Below are 17,793 nucleotides of genomic sequence, written 5' to 3'. Positions count from 1 at the left end.
TCTACCCAACCGACAGCCCCGTAGTCTGGTTTATAAAATGGCCGCCTGATAACAAATCCCGGCCCTAAAAAATCCGAATGCGCCGGCTGGCTGGGAGTAAAATCCATTTTTGCAATGGTTTTTTTGCAACACACTGAAGCAACAGGCTGTTGAAAGACAAAAAGGTAACAGTGCGCTCGTCATCAGGGAGTAGCGCACTCTGATTTGATCTGGTAAGTTCGCCCGCTTGCAGCCGCAGGGCCGGCAGGTGTCGGTGAAGGAATATTCCTGCGCAATGGATAGAAAAGCGAGAGGCGGTCCATTCATGCCCACCCAAGAAAAGCAGCAAAACAGTCCGCAAGTTCGTGACTTCGAACCCTACGCTATCAGTAAAGGCGAGGAGTACATGAGCGAGCCCATGCGCGCTCACTTCGTCAGCATCCTCAACAAGTGGAAGCAGCAGCTGATGGTAGAGGTTGATCGGACCGTCGATCACATGAAGGACGAAGCGGCCAACTTTCCTGACCCGGCAGACCGTGCAAGCCAGGAAGAAGAGTTCAACCTTGAACTGCGAGCGCGTGACCGAGAACGCAAATTAATCAAAAAAATCGACAAGACGCTCGGTTTGATCAAAGACGAGGAATATGGCTGGTGTGAATCCTGCGGCGTAGAGATCGGCATTCGCCGACTTGAAGCTCGTCCTACCGCAGACCTTTGCATCGATTGTAAAACCTTGGCTGAAATCAAGGAAAAACAGGTCGGTAAGTGACCTGTCATAAGGGGCGCTCCGGCGCCCCTTGTCGTTTCTGACGCGCTTATTTTGGTAGATCGTCATCGCGCTGTTCCAGTAACATCAGCCCATGAATTCCCCCTCGTACATTGGGCGCTTTGCGCCAACCCCCAGCGGTTACTTGCACTTTGGTTCATTGGTCGCAGCCCTGGCGTCATACCTCGACGCCCGTGCCGTAGGTGGACAATGGCTGATGCGCATGGAAGACCTCGACCCGCCTCGAGAAGTCGCCGGGGCACAACAGGCTATTTTGCGTACCCTGGAAAGCTACGCGCTCGAGTGGGATGGCGAATTGATCAACCAAAGCCAGCGACATGAAGCCTATGCGCAAGTGGTCGATCGCTGGTTCAGCCAGGGGCTGGCCTATGCCTGCACCTGTTCGCGCAAGCAGTTGGAGGCATTTAATGGGGTTTACCCCGGCGTATGCCGCAACGCTGGACACCAGCCGCAAAACGCAGCCATACGCATCCGGGTCCCCGAGCTGGAATATCGCTTTGAAGACCGAGTGCAAGGCGTGTTTGCTCAGCACCTGGGCAGCGACGTAGGCGACTTCGTGGTTCGTCGCCGTGATGGCCTTTATGCGTATCAATTGGCGGTGGTGATCGACGATGCCTGGCAAGGCATTACCGATATTGTGCGCGGTGCCGACTTGCTCGATTCAACGCCCCGACAGCTTTACCTGCAAGAGCTGTTGGGGTTGCCCCAGCCCCGTTATCTGCACCTCCCCCTGATCACTCAGCCCGACGGCAATAAGCTGGGCAAGTCGTACCGCTCCCCACCTCTGCCAACTGATCAAGCCACCCCGTTACTCGTACGCGCCTTACGCGCGCTGGGTCAGCCAACTGACGATGGGCTGGAATACGCCAGCCCCAAAGAGGTATTGGGATGGGCAATCAAGCACTGGAATGCAGACCTGATACCTCGGACTCGGCACATACAAGAGGCCGAGTTAAGCTGAATTAGAGCCTTCGGCGTGATCAAGCCGTAACGACGACTAAAACGCCACTTGCAGCTTCGCTACCATCCAGTACCATCGCCCGACCTTTTTAGTGAGGCCAACATGTACATCTATCGATTGGTCCTGCTCCTGGTGGTGGGGATATACCTGTTCTCCCCAGCCATTATGGATTGGTGGATTGACGCGACAGGCGCGTGGTATCGCCCGTATTTGCTCTGGCTGATTCTGATCGTCGTGACCTTTATTCTGCAGAGTCAACGAGATGCCGATGACCTTTAGCCTGACCCAGATGATTTTGGTCAGCGCCGCCTACCTGCTGGTGTTGTTCGGCGTGGCCTGGGTCAGTGAACGTGGCCTGATCCCGCGCTGGATCATCCGCCACCCGCTGACTTACACCCTTTCGCTTGGGGTGTACGCCAGCGCCTGGGCGTTTTACGGCACGGTGGGCCTGGCGTATCAGTACGGCTACGGCTTTTTATCCAGCTACCTGGGTGTGTCCGGAGCATTTTTGCTGGCGCCGGTATTGCTTTACCCCATCCTAAAAATTACTCGCACCTACCAGCTGTCGTCATTGGCGGATTTGTTTGCCTTTCGCTTTCGCAGTACCTGGGCCGGTGCACTGACCACTATTTTCATGTTGATAGGCGTACTGCCCCTGCTGGCCTTACAGATCCAGTCGGTGGCTGACTCAATCGGCATTCTGACCCGCGAACCGGTGCAAAATCGCGTCGCACTGGCGTTCTGCGCGTTGATTACGCTGTTCACCATCTTCTTCGGCTCGCGGCACATTGCGACGCGCGAGAAGCATGAAGGGCTGGTGTTCGCCATCGCCTTTGAATCGGTCATCAAACTGGTGGCTATGGGCGGCGTGGGTTTGTACGCGCTATACGGCGTTTTCGACGGGCCGACGCAACTGGAACAATGGCTGCTGCAAAATCAGGCGGCCCTCGCCGCGCTGCATACACCGTTGCAAGAAGGTCCATGGCGCACGCTGCTATTGGTGTTCTTCGCCTCTGCCATCGTCATGCCGCACATGTATCACATGACGTTTACCGAAAACCTCAACCCGCGCTCGTTGGTCAGCGCCAGCTGGGGTTTGCCCCTGTTTCTGCTACTGATCAGCCTCGCCGTGCCACTCATTTTGTGGGCAGGGCTCAAGCTTGGCGCCCAAACCAGTCCGGAATATTTCACTTTGGGGGTGGGCATTGCCGCCAACAATAAAGCCTTGGCGCTACTGGCATACGTCGGAGGGCTGTCGGCAGCCAGTGGACTGATCATCGTCACCACCCTGGCGTTGTCGGGGATGGCGCTTAACCATTTGGTGTTGCCGCTGTACCAACCGCCCGCCGAAGGTAATATTTATCGCTGGCTGAAGTGGACCCGTCGCGGCCTGATCGTCGCGATCATCATGCTGGGTTACGGGTTCTATTTATTACTCGGCAAACAGCAGGATCTGGCGAACCTTGGCATCGTGGCCTTCGTTGCGACCTTACAATTTTTGCCCGGCGTGCTGTCTGTGCTGTATTGGCCAACCGCTAACCGCCGCGGCTTTATCGCTGGGCTGTTAGCCGGCATCAGCGTCTGGTTCGTCAGCATGTTGCTACCGCTGATCGGCGGCATTCAAGAAATCTACGTACCGATGCTGAATCGGCTTTACCTGATTAGCGACGACAGTTGGCACATGGCAGCCATCGCCTCGCTGGCCGCCAACGTTCTGATCTTTACGTTGATCTCGCTGTTCACCGACGGCAGCCCGGAAGAAGCCAGCGCGGCCGAGGCCTGTGCGGTGGATAACGTCCGGCGTCCCCAACGGCGAGAACTACACGCTGCATCACCTCAAGAATTCGCCACGCAGTTGGCCAAGCCTTTGGGTGCCAAAGCCGCGCAGAAAGAAGTTGAACAGGCCCTGCGTGACCTTTATCTGCCTTTCGATGAGCGTAGGCCATATGCGTTGCGCCGCTTACGTGACCGCATTGAAGCCAACCTTTCGGGGCTGATGGGACCGAGCGTTGCTCAAGACATGGTTGAAACGTTTCTGCCCTATAAATCCGGCAGCGAAAATTATGTCACCGAAGACATCCACTTTATTGAAAGCCGCCTGGAGGATTACCACTCACGGCTGACTGGCCTTGCTGCCGAACTCGATGCCTTGCGCCGCTATCACCGCCAAACCTTGCAAGAATTGCCCATGGGTGTGTGCTCGCTGGCCAAGGATCAAGAGATTCTGATGTGGAACAAAGCCATGGAAGAGCTGACAGGCATTGGCGCCCAGCGAGTGGTGGGCTCTCGGCTGGAAACCATCGCCGATCCGTGGCGAGAACTGCTTCAGGGCTTTATCGACCTGCCGGACGAACATTTACATAAACAACGTTTGGGCCTGGATGGCCAAACACGCTGGCTAAACCTGCATAAAGCCGCTATCGATGAGCCGCTCGCGCCGGGTAACAGCGGTTTGGTGTTGTTGGTTGAAGATTTGACCGACACGCAAATGCTTGAAGACAAGCTGGTGCATTCCGAGCGTCTCGCCAGTATCGGGCGCTTGGCTGCGGGGGTTGCTCACGAAATCGGCAACCCCATTACCGGCATCGCCTGCCTGGCGCAAAATCTGCGCGAAGAGCGTGAAGACGATGGCGAGCTGACCGAGATCAGCAGCCAGATTCTAGAGCAAACAAAACGCGTTTCACGCATCGTGCAATCGCTCATGAGCTTCGCCCATGCCGGCAGCCACCAACATTCCGACGAAGCGGTATGCCTGGCGGAAGTGGCCCAGGATGCTATCGGTTTGCTGGCGCTGAATCGCCGCAATTACGAGGTGCAATTCTTCAATCTGTGCAACCCGGAACACTGGGTCGATGGAGACCCTCAAAGATTGGCGCAGGTCTTGATAAACCTGCTTACCAACGCACGTGACGCTTCGCCATCGGGCAGCGCAGTGCGAGTTAAAACCGAAGTATCGGAACACACTGTCGATCTGATCGTAGAAGACGAAGGCAGTGGCATTCCAAAATCAATCATGGACCGATTGTTCGAGCCGTTCTTCACCACCAAGGACCCGGGGGAAGGCACCGGACTGGGCCTTGCACTGGTCTATTCCATTGTTGAAGAGCATTATGGACAAATCACCATCGACAGCCCGGCCGACCCCGAGCATCAACGCGGCACCCGTATTCGGGTGACATTGCCGCGTCATGTCGAAGCGACGTCCGCTGTGAACTGAGACCGTCGAGAGTATCGAATCACATGCCGCACATTCTGATCGTCGAAGACGAAACAATTATCCGCTCGGCCCTGCGACGCCTGTTGGAACGTAACCAATATCAGGTCAGCGAAGCCGGTTCAGTGCAGGAAGCACAGGAACGTTTCAGCATTGCCTCGTTTGACTTAATTGTCAGCGACTTGCGCCTGCCTGGCGCTCCGGGCACTGAGCTGATCAAACTGGGCCAGGGCAAACCTGTCCTGATCATGACCAGCTATGCCAGCCTGCGCTCTGCCGTGGACTCGATGAAAATGGGCGCGGTGGATTACATCGCCAAGCCTTTCGACCACGACGAAATGCTCCAGGCTGTCGCCCGCATTCTGCGTGACCGACAATCGATCCAAAGCCTGCAAGCCGAACACAGCGCTGCCGCGTTGAAACCTGCCAGCGTTTCTGACAAAGGCGTGGTAAACAACAGCAACGGCGAGATCGGCATCATTGGTTCGTGTCCACCAATGCAGGATCTTTACGTCAAAATCCGCAAAGTCGCACCGACGGACTCCAACGTATTGATCCAGGGTGAGTCTGGCACCGGCAAAGAGCTGGTTGCACGCGCCCTGCACAACCTGTCCAAACGCGCCAAAGCACCGATGATTTCGGTGAACTGCGCCGCGATCCCCGAATCCCTCATCGAATCCGAATTATTCGGTCACGAGAAAGGCGCGTTCACCGGTGCCAGCGCAGGTCGTGCCGGCCTGGTCGAGGCCGCTGACGGCGGTACGTTGTTCCTCGACGAAATCGGTGAGTTACCGCTCGAAGCTCAGGCACGTTTGCTGCGAGTATTGCAGGAAGGCGAAATTCGCCGGGTAGGCTCGGTGCAGTCGCAGAAAGTGGATGTGCGCTTGATCGCCGCAACTCACCGAGACCTCAAGAGCCTGGCCAAAGTCGGCCAGTTCCGTGAAGACTTGTATTACCGCCTGCACGTTATTGCGCTGAAATTGCCCGCCTTGCGTGAACGTGGCGCCGACGTGCTTGAAATCGCCCACTCGTTTCTGGCCCGACAAAGCGCGAAGGTCGGCCGGACCGACCTGAAGTTTGCCCCCGATGCTGAACAGGCGATACGTCATTACACTTGGCCAGGCAACGTTCGCGAATTGGAAAACGCAATCGAACGCTCGGTGATTTTGTGCGAAAGCCCGGAAATCTCTGCAGAACTATTGGGCATCGATATTGAGCTGAGCGATCTGGACGATGAAGACTTCATCGGTCTGGGCCCGCAGCAAAACACCAACAGCTCCACCAGCCATGAGCCCACCGAAGATTTATCGCTGGAAGACTACTTCCAGCACTTCGTGCTTGAGCATCAGGACCACATGACCGAGACCGAATTGGCTCGGAAACTGGGGGTAAGCCGTAAATGCTTGTGGGAACGCCGGCAGAGACTGGGTATTCCCCGGCGCAAAACCAGCGTTGCCAGCGAAAGCTGAAGCAATTGAAGTAATACCGATGTGCGCGAGGCTCTGGCCCGCGCCCCTCCCACTTCGGCAACAACTGTTACCCCATTTCTAGCGCGTAACAAAGGCCGGGTCTTAAGGTAACGAAAGCACGGCTTTTTTATGCCCGTCAAAACCCGCGACCTTGCTCCAGCCCCCGGTTTTAAAGGAATTTCAAAAGTTGGCACAGGTCCTGCTATATCTCTAGTACAAGAACAATAAAAAGCATCGAACACACCCTAATAAAAATAAGACGAATCGACTCACGCATAATAAAAACAAGACGGCGGAGGCGCAGCTAACTGATTCTTTTGGAGAGGAGTTGTATTTGGGGCTTGCCCCGCGACCAGGCTGAGAACAACAAAAACTACCCTAAGGTAGCGCCTGAACTGGTTGGATCGAATGATCATTGCAACGCAGCGACCAAAGCAATCCGTTTGCTCTTGACTCCCGATTGGGAGGTTTCGCAGGCGTAAGCCTGTGGATTGGGCACTTAATAAAAACAAAAAGCCCGACTCAATAATAAAAATAAAGCGCAAACAACTTTGGGGGAGCTTCGGCTCCCCCAGTAGCTTCTGTCATTCTCGCTCCTGGCCTGAAACCCGCTCAGACAGCCGCCATGTGCAGCTTCCTACACCATCCCCTGACTAAATGCTAGAATCCCCGCCCATCATGCGGCCATTCTTCTTTTTTGGCCGAATATTCCTCCAAACAGTGCATCCCATGCTGAAAAAGCTGTTCCAGTCATTCCGCTCCCCATTGCGCCGACCGCAACAAACGCAACACATACGCAGCACGCCAGAAGTGCTCTCTAGCAGCCAGCATTCGCTGCAACGCGGCCAGTTCAGTCGTTACGCGGTCAACATTGTCGAGCGTCTGCAAACTGCCGGCTATCAGGCCTATCTGGTTGGCGGCTGCGTGCGCGATATGATGCTGAATATCACGCCCAAGGATTTCGACGTCGCCACCAGTGCTACGCCGGAACAAGTGCGCGCTGAATTTCGCAATGCGCGAGTGATCGGTCGGCGTTTCAAGCTGGTCCATGTTCACTTCGGTCGGGAAATCATTGAGGTTGCGACGTTTCGCGCCAATCATCCGCAAGACGATGAAGAGGAAGACAGCAATCAGTCTTCCCGCAACGAAAGCGGACGCATCCTGCGTGACAACGTGTATGGCACCCTCGAAGAAGACGCGCAACGTCGCGACTTCACGATCAATGCGCTGTATTACGACCCGGTCACCGAGCGCGTTCTCGACTACGCCAATGGCGTGCACGACATCCGCAATCGTTTGATCCGCCTGATCGGTGATCCTGAACAGCGCTATAAAGAAGACCCTGTGCGGATGTTGCGCGCAGTGCGTTTCGCGGCGAAGCTGGATTTCGGCATCGAAAAACACAGTGCCACGCCGATTCGGCAACTGGCGCCGATGTTGCGGGATATTCCTTCCGCGCGCTTGTTCGAGGAAGTCCTGAAACTGTTTCTATCCGGTTACGCCGAATCCACGTTTGAGATGCTGGTAGACCTTGAGCTGTTCGAGCCGTTGTTCCCGGCCAGCGCCAAGTCGCTGGAAATGAACCCGACCTACACCCATACCCTGATCAGCGAAGCGCTGGCCAATACCGACCTGCGTATTTCGCAGAACAAGCCGGTCACCCCTGCCTTTCTGTTTGCTGCCATGCTTTGGCCTGCCCTCCCGGCCAAGGTGCTGCGCTTGCAGGAACGTGGCATGCCGCCGATTCCAGCCATGCAGGAGGCCGCCCACGAGTTGATCGTTGAGCAATGCCAACGCATCGCGATCCCTAAACGGTTCACCATGCCGATCCGGGAAATCTGGGACATGCAGGAACGCCTGCCGCGCCGTACCGGAAAGCGCGCTGACCTGCTGCTCGATAATCCACGTTTCCGTGCGGGCTACGACTTCCTGTTGCTGCGGGAAATCGCTGGCGAGCAAACCGATGGCCTGGGCGACTGGTGGACCGATTACCAGGAAGGCAACGAAAGCGATCGTCGTAACATGATTCGCGACCTGGGCAGCAAGCCCGACGCCAGTGGCGCAGCCCCGCGTAAACGCCGTCGCAGCAGCGGCAGCAAGCGTAAACGCAACGCCAGCGACGCCCCCATGACCTCAGGCGACTGATCATGGAACGCGTTTACATCGGATTGGGCAGCAATCTGGCTGACCCTGCCGAACAATTGCGCAGTGCCCTCAACGCATTGGCGCAGTTGGCGTCATCCGAGCTGGTGAGAGTGTCGTCCTTTTATTCCAGCGACTCCCTACTGCCCGGCCAACCACGCTTCACCAATGCCGTGGCTGCGCTGAATACCGACCTGGACCCGCTAACCCTGCTCGATGCGCTGCAAGCCATCGAACTGGAACAAGGCCGCGAACGGCATGAGCGCTGGGGGCCGCGAACGCTGGACCTGGACATCATACTGTTCGGTGATCGGGTGATTGATGAGCCGCGGCTCAAGGTGCCCCACTACCATTTGCAGGCCCGCGCCTTCGTCCTCTACCCCCTGGCCGAACTGGCCCCCCACCTGCAACTGGCCGATGGCCGCACTCTTGATCAACTACTGTCCGATTGCCCTTTCGTTGGCCTCGAACGCCTGTAACCCCTCTATCATCTGTAGGAGCCAACTGGTTGGCGAGGCATTTGATCGGGCACATCCAATCGGACGCCTCGCCAACAAATTGTCTCCTACAGGGTTTTTTGATGGTTACCTGCGCCCCGCCAGCAGTAACAGACCCCAACAAACGGTAACACCCGTAATTGACTTCACGCCCCCTCATCACGAAGATAGGCGTCCCGCTGCCGATCACTCGGCAAAAGGGCGCGAATCAGGCCTTTGCAAAACACCGCATACGACGGTGTGCCTGTTTTTCCAGATGATCTCATGCGTTGCTCGCAGTAGTTTCACAGCGCCTGAACGAGGATTCTTTCCATGCCAGACATAACCCTGACGACCCTGCAAAGCCTCAAGCAAAAAGGTGAAAAAATCACCATGCTGACGTGCTATGACGCGACCTTTGCTCACGCTGTCAGCCAGGCCGGTGTCGAAATACTCTTGGTCGGCGACTCGCTGGGCATGGTCCTGCAGGGCCATGACAGCACGCTTCCAGTGACCAATGCAGAGATGGCTTACCACGTCGCCTGCGTCAAGCGCGGCAACCAGGGCGCGTTGATCCTCGCTGACTTGCCCTTTATGGCATACGCCACCCTCGAACAAACCTTTGCCAACAGTGCGCAGCTGATGCAGGCCGGTGCGCACATGATTAAAGTCGAGGGCGCTGCCTGGTTGGCCGAGTCAATCAAGCTGCTGGCCGAACGTGGCATTCCGGTGTGCGCGCATATGGGCTTGACCCCGCAGTCGGTCAATATTCTCGGCGGCTATAAAGTGCAGGGGCGCCTTGAAGCGCAAGCCCGCCAGATGCGCGCCGATGCCATCGCGCTTGAGCAAGCGGGCGTAGCCATGATTCTGCTTGAGTGCGTACCCAGCGAGCTGGCCCTGGAAATCACTCAAGCGGTGAAAGTGCCAGTAATCGGCATTGGCGCGGGCAGCGCGACCGACGGCCAAGTCCTGGTTCTGCACGATATGCTCGGCCTCTCCATTACCGGACGGGTGCCCAAATTCGTGAAAAACTTCATGGCAGGCCAACCGGACATCCAGTCAGCACTTCAGGCTTATGTCGCCGCTGTCAAAGCAGTAAGTTTCCCGGCAACTGAACACGGGTTTTCCGCATGAACACAGTAAAAACCATCCGCGAGCTGCGCGCCGCCGTCGCTCGGGCACGCAGCGATGGCAAACGCATTGGCCTTGTGCCGACCATGGGCAACTTGCACAGCGGCCATGCGGCGCTGGTGCTCAAGGCTGCGCAACGCACCGACTTCGTTGTGGCAACCATCTTCGTCAACCCGCTGCAGTTTGGCCCCAATGAAGACTTGGCGACTTACCCAAGGACGTTGCCCGCCGACCAGGAAGCCCTGCTGCAGGCCGGTTGTCATCTGCTGTTCACGCCCTCAGTCGATGAAATGTACCCCCATGGCATGGACCACCAAACCCGTGTCAGCGTCCCGCACCTGTCGGAAGGCTTGTGCGGCGGCAGCCGCCCCGGTCATTTCGATGGCGTGGCCACTGTCGTCAGCAAGCTGTTCAATATGGTTCAGCCTGACCTGGCGATGTTCGGCCAAAAAGACTTCCAGCAGTTGGCGGTTATTCGCGCCCTGGTGCGTGACCTGAACATGCCGATCCAGATCATTGGCGAACCGACCGTACGCGCGGCTGACGGCCTCGCGCTGTCGTCGCGTAACATTTACCTGAGTCAGGAACAGCGTGCAGCCGCACCAGCGCTGTACCGAGCCATCAAGCTCATCGCCGACGGCATTCAACGTGGCGAGCAGGATGTGCAGGCGTTGCGCGCCGAAGGCCTGAAGCTGATCGAAGCCGCACACTTTCGCCTCGACTACCTGGAAGTTCGCAACGCGACCACCCTGCTACCCACCACAGCGACCGATCCCGACCTGGTGATCATGGCTGCGGCGTATCAGGGCACTACCCGTTTGATCGACAATCTGCACCTGACCAAGGAATAAACATGCACGCAATCATGCTCAAGGCCAAGCTGCACCGTGCCGAGGTTACTCATGCTGTACTCGACTACGAAGGCTCTTGCGCCATCGACGGCGAATGGCTCGACCTGGCCGGAATTCGCGAGTACGAGCAAATCCAGATCTACAATGTCGACAATGGCGAACGCTTCACCACCTACGCCATTCGCGGCGAAGAGGGCTCGCGGATGATTTCAGTCAACGGCGCCGCTGCACATAAAGCGAAAGTGGGTGATCGTGTCATCATCGCGGCCTATGCTCATTACAGCGAAGCGGAGCTACTCAATTTCAAACCGCGGATGCTGTACATGGCCCCCGGCAATGAACTTAGCCACACCAGCAATGCCATACCGGTACAGGTAGCCTGACTTTTTGAAATGAGTTTCGACACAAGTTTTGACACCGTAGACAACGACCCACTGGGAAGCCCGGCCACGGAGGTGTGAAATAGTACCAAGTACAGGTCAAACAAGGCGCAGACAGGCGAGCAGACTGGGGTTAGTGTTCGGCTGCCTGTATGCGCACAGTGATCGTGCTTCGATTCTTCATACACCGTCCAGGCCTTTTTAGTGCCCAAAAGGCAGTTCAAGTACAAGGAAATCCGCAGCGATGGCGTACTACCGCACTCCTCTCGACGTGACCACCCGACCCGCCTGGCAGGCGCTGACCCAACACCGTAAAGCCATGCAGGATTTCAGCATGCGCGACGCGTTCAGCGCAGACCCCCAGCGCTTCAATGAATTCACCCTTAGCAGCTGTGGGCTATTCCTCGATTACTCGAAAAACCTGATCACCCCTGAAACCCGTGACTTGCTGGTTAACCTGGCCAACGAAGTCGACCTCAAGGGCGCGATCAAAGCGCTGTTCGACGGCGAAATCGTCAACGCCTCCGAAGGTCGCCCAGCCTTGCACACCGCGCTTCGCCGCCCGGTTGGCGACAAGCTGTCGGTCAATGGCGTCAACGTGATGCCTGAAGTGCACAAGGTGCTCAATCAGATCACTGACCTGGTGGGCCGCATCCATGACGGGCTGTGGCGCGGCTACACCGAGAAACCTATCACTGACGTCGTCAACATCGGTATCGGCGGTTCGTTCCTGGGCCCGGAACTGGTGTCTGAAGCGCTGCTGTCCTACGCGCAAAAAGGCGTGCGCTGCCATTACCTGGCCAACATCGACGGCAGTGAGTTTCATGAACTGACTATGAAGCTGCGCGCCGAGACCACACTGTTCATCGTGTCGTCGAAGTCGTTCAACACCCTGGAAACACTGAAAAACGCCCAGGCCGCTCGTGCATGGTACTTGGCGCAAGGTGGTTCCGAGGCTGAGCTGTACCGCCATTTCATCGCGGTTTCGAGTAACAACGCGGCAGCCGTAGCCTTTGGTATCCGCGAAGAAAACATTTTCCCGATGTGGGACTGGGTTGGCGGTCGTTACTCGCTGTGGTCGGCCATTGGCTTGCCTATTGCGCTGGCCATCGGCATGTCCAACTTCAAGGAACTGTTATCTGGTGCCTCGTCCATGGACCAGCATTTCCAAAGCGCGCCGTTCGAACAGAACATGCCGGTGCTGTTGGGCCTGCTGGGTGTCTGGTACGGTAACTTCTGGGGCGCGAAAAGCCACGCGATCCTGCCGTACGACCATTATCTGCGCAACATCACCAAGCATTTGCAGCAGTTGGACATGGAATCCAACGGCAAAAGCGTGCGTCAGGACGGTACGCCAGTGTCCACCGATACCGGCCCGGTTATCTGGGGCGGCGTTGGCGCCAACGGTCAGCACGCTTATCACCAGTTGCTGCACCAAGGCACACAGATGATCCCGGCTGACTTCATCGTGCCAATCGTCAGCTTCAACCCGGTCGCCGACCATCACCAGTGGCTGTACGCCAACTGCCTGTCGCAAAGCCAGGCCCTGATGATGGGCAAGACCCTCGCCGAAGCCGAGGGTGAGCTGCGGGATAAGGGCATGGCCGAAGAGGAAGTGCAAAAACTTGCGCCGCACAAGGTGATTCCAGGCAACCGTCCAAGCAACACCTTGGTGGTTGAACGTATCAGCCCTCGTCGTCTGGGTGCGTTGGTTGCGATGTACGAGCATAAAGTCTTCGTCAAGAGCGTCATCTGGGGCATCAATGCCTTTGACCAATGGGGCGTGGAATTGGGCAAAGAGCTGGGCAAAGGCGTCTACAACCGCCTGACCGGCAGCGAAGAAACCCCCGCTGACGACGCATCAACTCAAGGCCTGATCAATTATTTCCGTGGTCGTCACCGCGGCTGATCCCAAGCCTGCTTGGCAGAACCCGCCGCTCACCAAGCAGGCGGGTTTTTTATTGCCCCAACTTTTTGTCCCTGAGCTTTTATCGTCACACCTATTCCCTTGAAACGACTCCGTCCGAAGCGCAACCTGATCAGGTGGTGGGTCAGCAAGAATAAGGATGCGTTCATGTTCGATATCAGCAAGTTTCCCGTCGCCGACGCCGTGCGTAAAGCGGCGCAACTGAGCCCCGATGACTATCAGCGGCTTTATCAACAGTCCATAGACGACCCCGACGCTTTTTGGTCTGAACAGGCTCAGCGCTTTATTCACTGGTCGAAGCCGTGGCAACAGGTGCAGCAATCGGACCTCAAGACCGGGCAAGCCGCCTGGTTCAAAGGTGGCGAATTAAACGTTAGCTATAACTGCATCGACCGCCATCTAAAAGACCGGGGCGAGCAGATTGCTATCGTATGGGAGGGCGACAGTCCTTCCGAATCCGCTGAAATCACCTACAAGAAATTGCACAGCCATGTGGCCCGCCTGGCCAACGTCCTTAAGGGTCGCGGCGTGCAAAAAGGCGATCGGGTGTGCATCTATATGCCGATGATTCCTGAAGCTGCCTATGCAATGCTGGCCTGCGCGCGAATCGGTGCCGTGCACTCCGTAGTGTTTGGCGGTTTTTCACCGGATGCGCTGCGTGATCGCATTCTGGATGCGGACTGCCGAGTTGTGATCACCGCCGATGAAGGCGTACGCGGCGGCAAATATATTGCGCTGAAACAGAACGTCGATACCGCCCTGCACAGTTGCCCGGACGTCCACACCGTGCTGGTTGTGGAACGAACCCAAGGCGACGTCGACTGGATTACCGGCCGGGATATCTGGTATCACGAAGCTACGCATGGCATCAGCGACGACTGCCCTCCCGAGCCGATGGACGCCGAAGACCCGCTGTTTATTCTCTACACCTCGGGCAGCACCGGCAAACCCAAGGGCGTATTGCACACCACCGGCGGCTACCTGCTGCAGGCCGCGATGACCTTCAAGTATGTGTTCGATTACCGCGACGGTGAAATTTTCTGGTGTACCGCGGACGTGGGTTGGGTCACCGGGCACAGCTATATCGTTTACGGCCCACTGGCCAACGGCGCAACGTCATTGATTTTTGAGGGTGTGCCGAATTACCCGGATGCCTCGCGCTTTTGGCAGATCATCGACAAGCATCAGGTTAGTATTTTCTACACAGCGCCCACCGCCTTGCGTGCACTCATGCGCGAAGGACCCATGCCATTGCTGAGCACCTCGCGGGAAAGCCTGCGCTTGCTGGGCAGCGTCGGCGAACCGATCAATCCGGAAGCCTGGGAATGGTATTTCCACCATGTGGGCAAAGAGCGCTGCCCGATTATTGATACCTGGTGGCAGACCGAAACGGGCGGCATCATGCTTACGCCGCTGATCAGCGCCCGGCAAATCAAGCCCGGCTGCGCAACACGTCCGCTGTTTGGCGTACAACCGGTATTGCTGAACGAGCAAGGCCAGGAAATCAACGGCGCGGGCAGCGGCCTGCTGGCGATTAAAGCCAGTTGGCCAGGGCAAATCCGCAGCATCTATGGCGACCCGCAGCGCATGGTCGACACCTATTTCAAACCCTATCCGGGTTATTACTTTACCGGCGACGGCGCACGCCGCGACGACGATGGCGATTACTGGATAACCGGACGCGTGGACGATGTGATCAATGTTTCCGGTCACCGCATCGGTACCGCAGAAGTTGAAAGCGCCTTACTGCTGCACGACAGCATCGCCGAAGCGGCGGTGGTCGGTTATCCCCATGACGTCAAGGGCATGGGCATTTACGCGTTTGTCACCCCCATGAATGGCATCGAGCCGAATGACGCGCTGAAAAAGCAATTACTGGCGCAGGTCAGCAACCAAATTGGCAGCTTCGCCAAACCGGAATTGATTCAATGGGCGCCCGCGTTGCCAAAAACCCGTTCGGGTAAGATCATGCGCCGCATCTTGCGCAAGATAGCCTGCAACGAGCTAGACAGCCTGGGCGATACCTCGACCCTGGCAGACCCAAGCGTGGTCGAAGGTTTGATTGATAAACGACTGAACCGATGAACCTGCCGAGAACCTATGGAATTCATTCGTAGCCGTATTGAAACCCAAGTCACGAGCCTGACCGGATTGTCCTTGGGCCAACTGGACCTGGAAAATCCCAGGGGCGACCCCGGCTTGTTTGGACCACACGCGATGTGTTGGCAGGTGCATGCCGATTTCAGCAGCATGCTGATTGGTGGAATCAGTGCGTTACTGCTGCAAGCGCTGCACCCACTGGCTTTGGCGGGGGTCTGGGATCATTCGACGTTTCGTCAGGACATGATGGGCCGTCTGCGGCGGACTGGGCAGTTCATTGCCGGTACGACGTTCGGCTCGACCCAGGACGCCAATTGGCTGATTGAGAAGGTTCGTACCATCCATCTGCAAGTGACCGGCACCGCGCCCGATGGACGTCCGTATGCAGCCAGTGATCCGGATTTGCTGACGTGGGTGCATGTCGCCGAGGTCAGCAGTTTTCTCAGCGCCCATCTGCGCTATCGCAATCCGGACCTTTCCCTTGCCGACCAAGACCTGTACTACGCAGAAGTCGCAACCATTGCTGAACGCCTCGGCGCCCGCGACGTACCGCGTTCGCGCCAGGCAGTGGCTGAATACCTTGAACGCTTGCGCTCGCAATTAGTGTGTGACGAACGCAGCCGGGAAGTGTTGCGCCTGTTGCTGGAAGCACCCGCACCGAGTCGACTGGCCAAACCCTTTGGTGCGCTGATGATGCAAGCCGGCATCGAGTTGTTGCCAAGCTGGGCCAGTGATCTGTTCGGCCTGCATCAAAACCCACTGCAACGCAGCTTGATTCGCGCCGGCGTCAAGCGTAGCGCCCCGGTGTTGCGCTGGGCAATGCGCAATGGCTCCGTTCAGCGAGCGCATCGGCGCATGGGTTTGACCTACCGCCATTAGCTGACTGCGCAGTTCGCAGTTGGAACCGGCCTGCTGATATGTGACAACATGTGCGCCTTTGTCACAGCCAACGCTGCAGCGCAGCGGGTCGACCGAACCTGGCCCCGCGTGCATCTTAATCATTGTGAGGACCCTGCCATGCAAGACGTCGTAATTGTTGCTGCCACCCGTACCGCAGTCGGTGCATTCCAAGGTGCTTTAGCGAATATTTCCGCAGTGGATTTGGGCGCTGCCGTGATTCGTCAATTGCTGGCACAAACCGGTCTCGATCCGGCCGAAGTCGATGAAGTCATCATGGGTCAGGTATTAACCGCTGGTGCCGGACAAAACCCCGCTCGTCAATCCGCGATCAAAGCCGGTCTGCCGTTTGCCGTTCCTGCCATGACCCTGAACAAAGTCTGCGGCTCAGGCTTGAAAGCTCTGCACTTGGCGACCCAGGCGATTCGCTGTGGCGACGCCGACGTGATCATCGCGGGCGGTCAGGAAAACATGAGCCTGTCCAACTACGTCATGCCGGGCGCACGAACCGGCCTGCGCATGGGCCACAGCACCCTCGTGGACACCATGATCAGCGACGGCTTGTGGGATGCTTTCAACGATTACCACATGGGTATCACGGCCGAAAACCTGGCCGACAAGTATGAAATCACCCGCGAAGCGCAAGACGCGTTCGCAGCCGCCTCGCAGCAGAAAGCGGTAGCGGCGATTGAAGGCGGGCGTTTTGTCGATGAAATCACCCCCATCCTGATTCCCCAGCGCAAGGGCGACCCGGTGTCATTCGCCACCGACGAGCAACCACGCGCAGGAACCACCGCCGAATCCCTGGGCAAACTCAGACCCGCATTCAAGAAAGACGGCACGGTCACCGCAGGTAACGCCTCATCGCTCAATGACGGTGCTGCTGCGGTGATCCTGATGAGCGCCGCCAAGGCCGAAAAACTCGGTTTGCCGGTACTCGCGCGTATCGCGGCCTATGCCAACGCAGGTGTAGATCCGGCCATCATGGGCATCGGTCCGGTCAGCGCCACCCGTCGTTGCCTCGACAAAGCCGGCTGGTCGATTGATCAACTGGACCTGATCGAAGCCAACGAAGCCTTCGCGGCTCAATCGCTGTCGGTGGCCAAGGAATTGGGCTGGGACACTAACAAAGTCAACGTCAACGGCGGCGCCATCGCCCTGGGCCACCCGATTGGAGCGTCAGGCTGCCGCGTACTGGTCACCCTGCTGCACGAAATGATCAAGCGCGACGCCAAAAAAGGCTTGGCGACACTGTGCATAGGTGGTGGCCAGGGCGTAGCGCTGGCATTGTCCCGCTGATCATTCGCACCGTGCTGTACAGGCCGGGTGAAAACGTAGCGAGCGAAGGCAGAACAAGGCAAAAACAGGCGAGAAACGGCCGGGGTCGCGATCGACTCTACGGGTTGTAAATGAGCATTTTGATCGGACTCGCGCACGAGCCTGTTTTTAACGCAGTATTGCGTGCGTAGCACCGAAGGT

The 17,793-nt window shown here is 57.3% G+C and carries 14 protein-coding genes; all 14 read left to right on the top strand.

From position 1 onward, the window contains the following. The first annotated feature begins 304 nt into the window (after positions 1-304). Positions 305-748, top strand: a complete 444-nt coding sequence (gene dksA / locus JWR17_RS23720; RefSeq protein ID WP_299835423.1) for an RNA polymerase-binding protein DksA — start codon at positions 305-307, stop codon at positions 746-748. A 91-nt stretch (positions 749-839) separates the two neighbouring features. Continuing rightward, positions 840-1,727 (top strand): tRNA glutamyl-Q(34) synthetase GluQRS, encoded by an 888-nt coding sequence (gene gluQRS / locus JWR17_RS23715; RefSeq protein ID WP_299835422.1) that lies wholly within the window; start codon positions 840-842, stop codon positions 1,725-1,727. Between the two features lie 102 nt (positions 1,728-1,829). Next, positions 1,830-2,006, top strand: a complete 177-nt coding sequence (locus JWR17_RS23710) for a hypothetical protein (RefSeq protein ID WP_297844152.1) — start codon at positions 1,830-1,832, stop codon at positions 2,004-2,006. Next, on the top strand, positions 1,990-4,944 hold the full coding sequence (locus JWR17_RS23705) for a sensor histidine kinase (protein ID WP_299835420.1): 2,955 nt from the start codon (positions 1,990-1,992) through the stop codon (positions 4,942-4,944). The genes JWR17_RS23710 and JWR17_RS23705 overlap by 17 nt, the downstream gene beginning before the upstream one ends. A gap of 23 nt (positions 4,945-4,967) precedes the next feature. Continuing rightward, positions 4,968-6,410: a sigma-54 dependent transcriptional regulator gene (locus tag JWR17_RS23700; RefSeq protein ID WP_299835418.1), complete on the top strand. Its 1,443-nt coding sequence runs from the start codon at positions 4,968-4,970 to the stop codon at positions 6,408-6,410. Between the two features lie 729 nt (positions 6,411-7,139). Beyond that, the gene (locus JWR17_RS23695) at positions 7,140-8,555 is read left to right on the top strand and encodes a polynucleotide adenylyltransferase PcnB (protein ID WP_299835417.1); all 1,416 of its coding nucleotides are present in this window, start codon (positions 7,140-7,142) and stop codon (positions 8,553-8,555) included. 2 nt (positions 8,556-8,557) lie between these two features. After that, positions 8,558-9,031 carry a 2-amino-4-hydroxy-6-hydroxymethyldihydropteridine diphosphokinase gene (gene folK / locus JWR17_RS23690; protein ID WP_299835416.1) on the top strand — a complete coding sequence of 158 codons (474 nt, stop codon included), beginning with the start codon at positions 8,558-8,560 and terminating at the stop codon, positions 9,029-9,031. Between the two features lie 330 nt (positions 9,032-9,361). Continuing rightward, positions 9,362-10,162, top strand: a complete 801-nt coding sequence (gene panB, locus JWR17_RS23685; protein ID WP_299835414.1) for a 3-methyl-2-oxobutanoate hydroxymethyltransferase — start codon at positions 9,362-9,364, stop codon at positions 10,160-10,162. Then, a complete protein-coding gene (panC, locus tag JWR17_RS23680; RefSeq protein WP_299835412.1) occupies positions 10,159-11,010 on the top strand; it encodes a pantoate--beta-alanine ligase in 852 nt (283 codons plus the stop codon). The genes panB and panC overlap by 4 nt, the downstream gene beginning before the upstream one ends. Before the next feature lie 2 nt (positions 11,011-11,012). Beyond that, the gene (gene panD, locus JWR17_RS23675) at positions 11,013-11,393 is read left to right on the top strand and encodes an aspartate 1-decarboxylase (RefSeq protein ID WP_299835411.1); all 381 of its coding nucleotides are present in this window, start codon (positions 11,013-11,015) and stop codon (positions 11,391-11,393) included. Positions 11,394-11,634: 241 nt separating this feature from the next. Then, positions 11,635-13,299 carry a glucose-6-phosphate isomerase gene (gene pgi, locus JWR17_RS23670; protein WP_299835409.1) on the top strand — a complete coding sequence of 555 codons (1,665 nt, stop codon included), beginning with the start codon at positions 11,635-11,637 and terminating at the stop codon, positions 13,297-13,299. Positions 13,300-13,464: 165 nt separating this feature from the next. Further along, positions 13,465-15,402, top strand: a complete 1,938-nt coding sequence (gene acs, locus JWR17_RS23665; protein ID WP_299835407.1) for an acetate--CoA ligase — start codon at positions 13,465-13,467, stop codon at positions 15,400-15,402. 15 nt (positions 15,403-15,417) lie between these two features. Next, the gene (locus JWR17_RS23660) at positions 15,418-16,296 is read left to right on the top strand and encodes an oxygenase MpaB family protein (RefSeq protein ID WP_299835405.1); all 879 of its coding nucleotides are present in this window, start codon (positions 15,418-15,420) and stop codon (positions 16,294-16,296) included. Positions 16,297-16,434: 138 nt separating this feature from the next. Beyond that, positions 16,435-17,613, top strand: coding sequence for an acetyl-CoA C-acetyltransferase (locus tag JWR17_RS23655; RefSeq protein WP_299835403.1), 1,179 nt, complete (start codon positions 16,435-16,437; stop codon positions 17,611-17,613). Positions 17,614-17,793: the final 180 nt, after the last annotated feature.

Source organism: Pseudomonas sp. (genome assembly GCF_028293835.1).
In the GTDB taxonomy this organism is placed as follows: domain Bacteria; phylum Pseudomonadota; class Gammaproteobacteria; order Pseudomonadales; family Pseudomonadaceae; genus Aquipseudomonas.
Note: the sequence above shows the minus strand (reverse complement) of the source record. Positions and strands in the feature narration are given on the sequence as shown.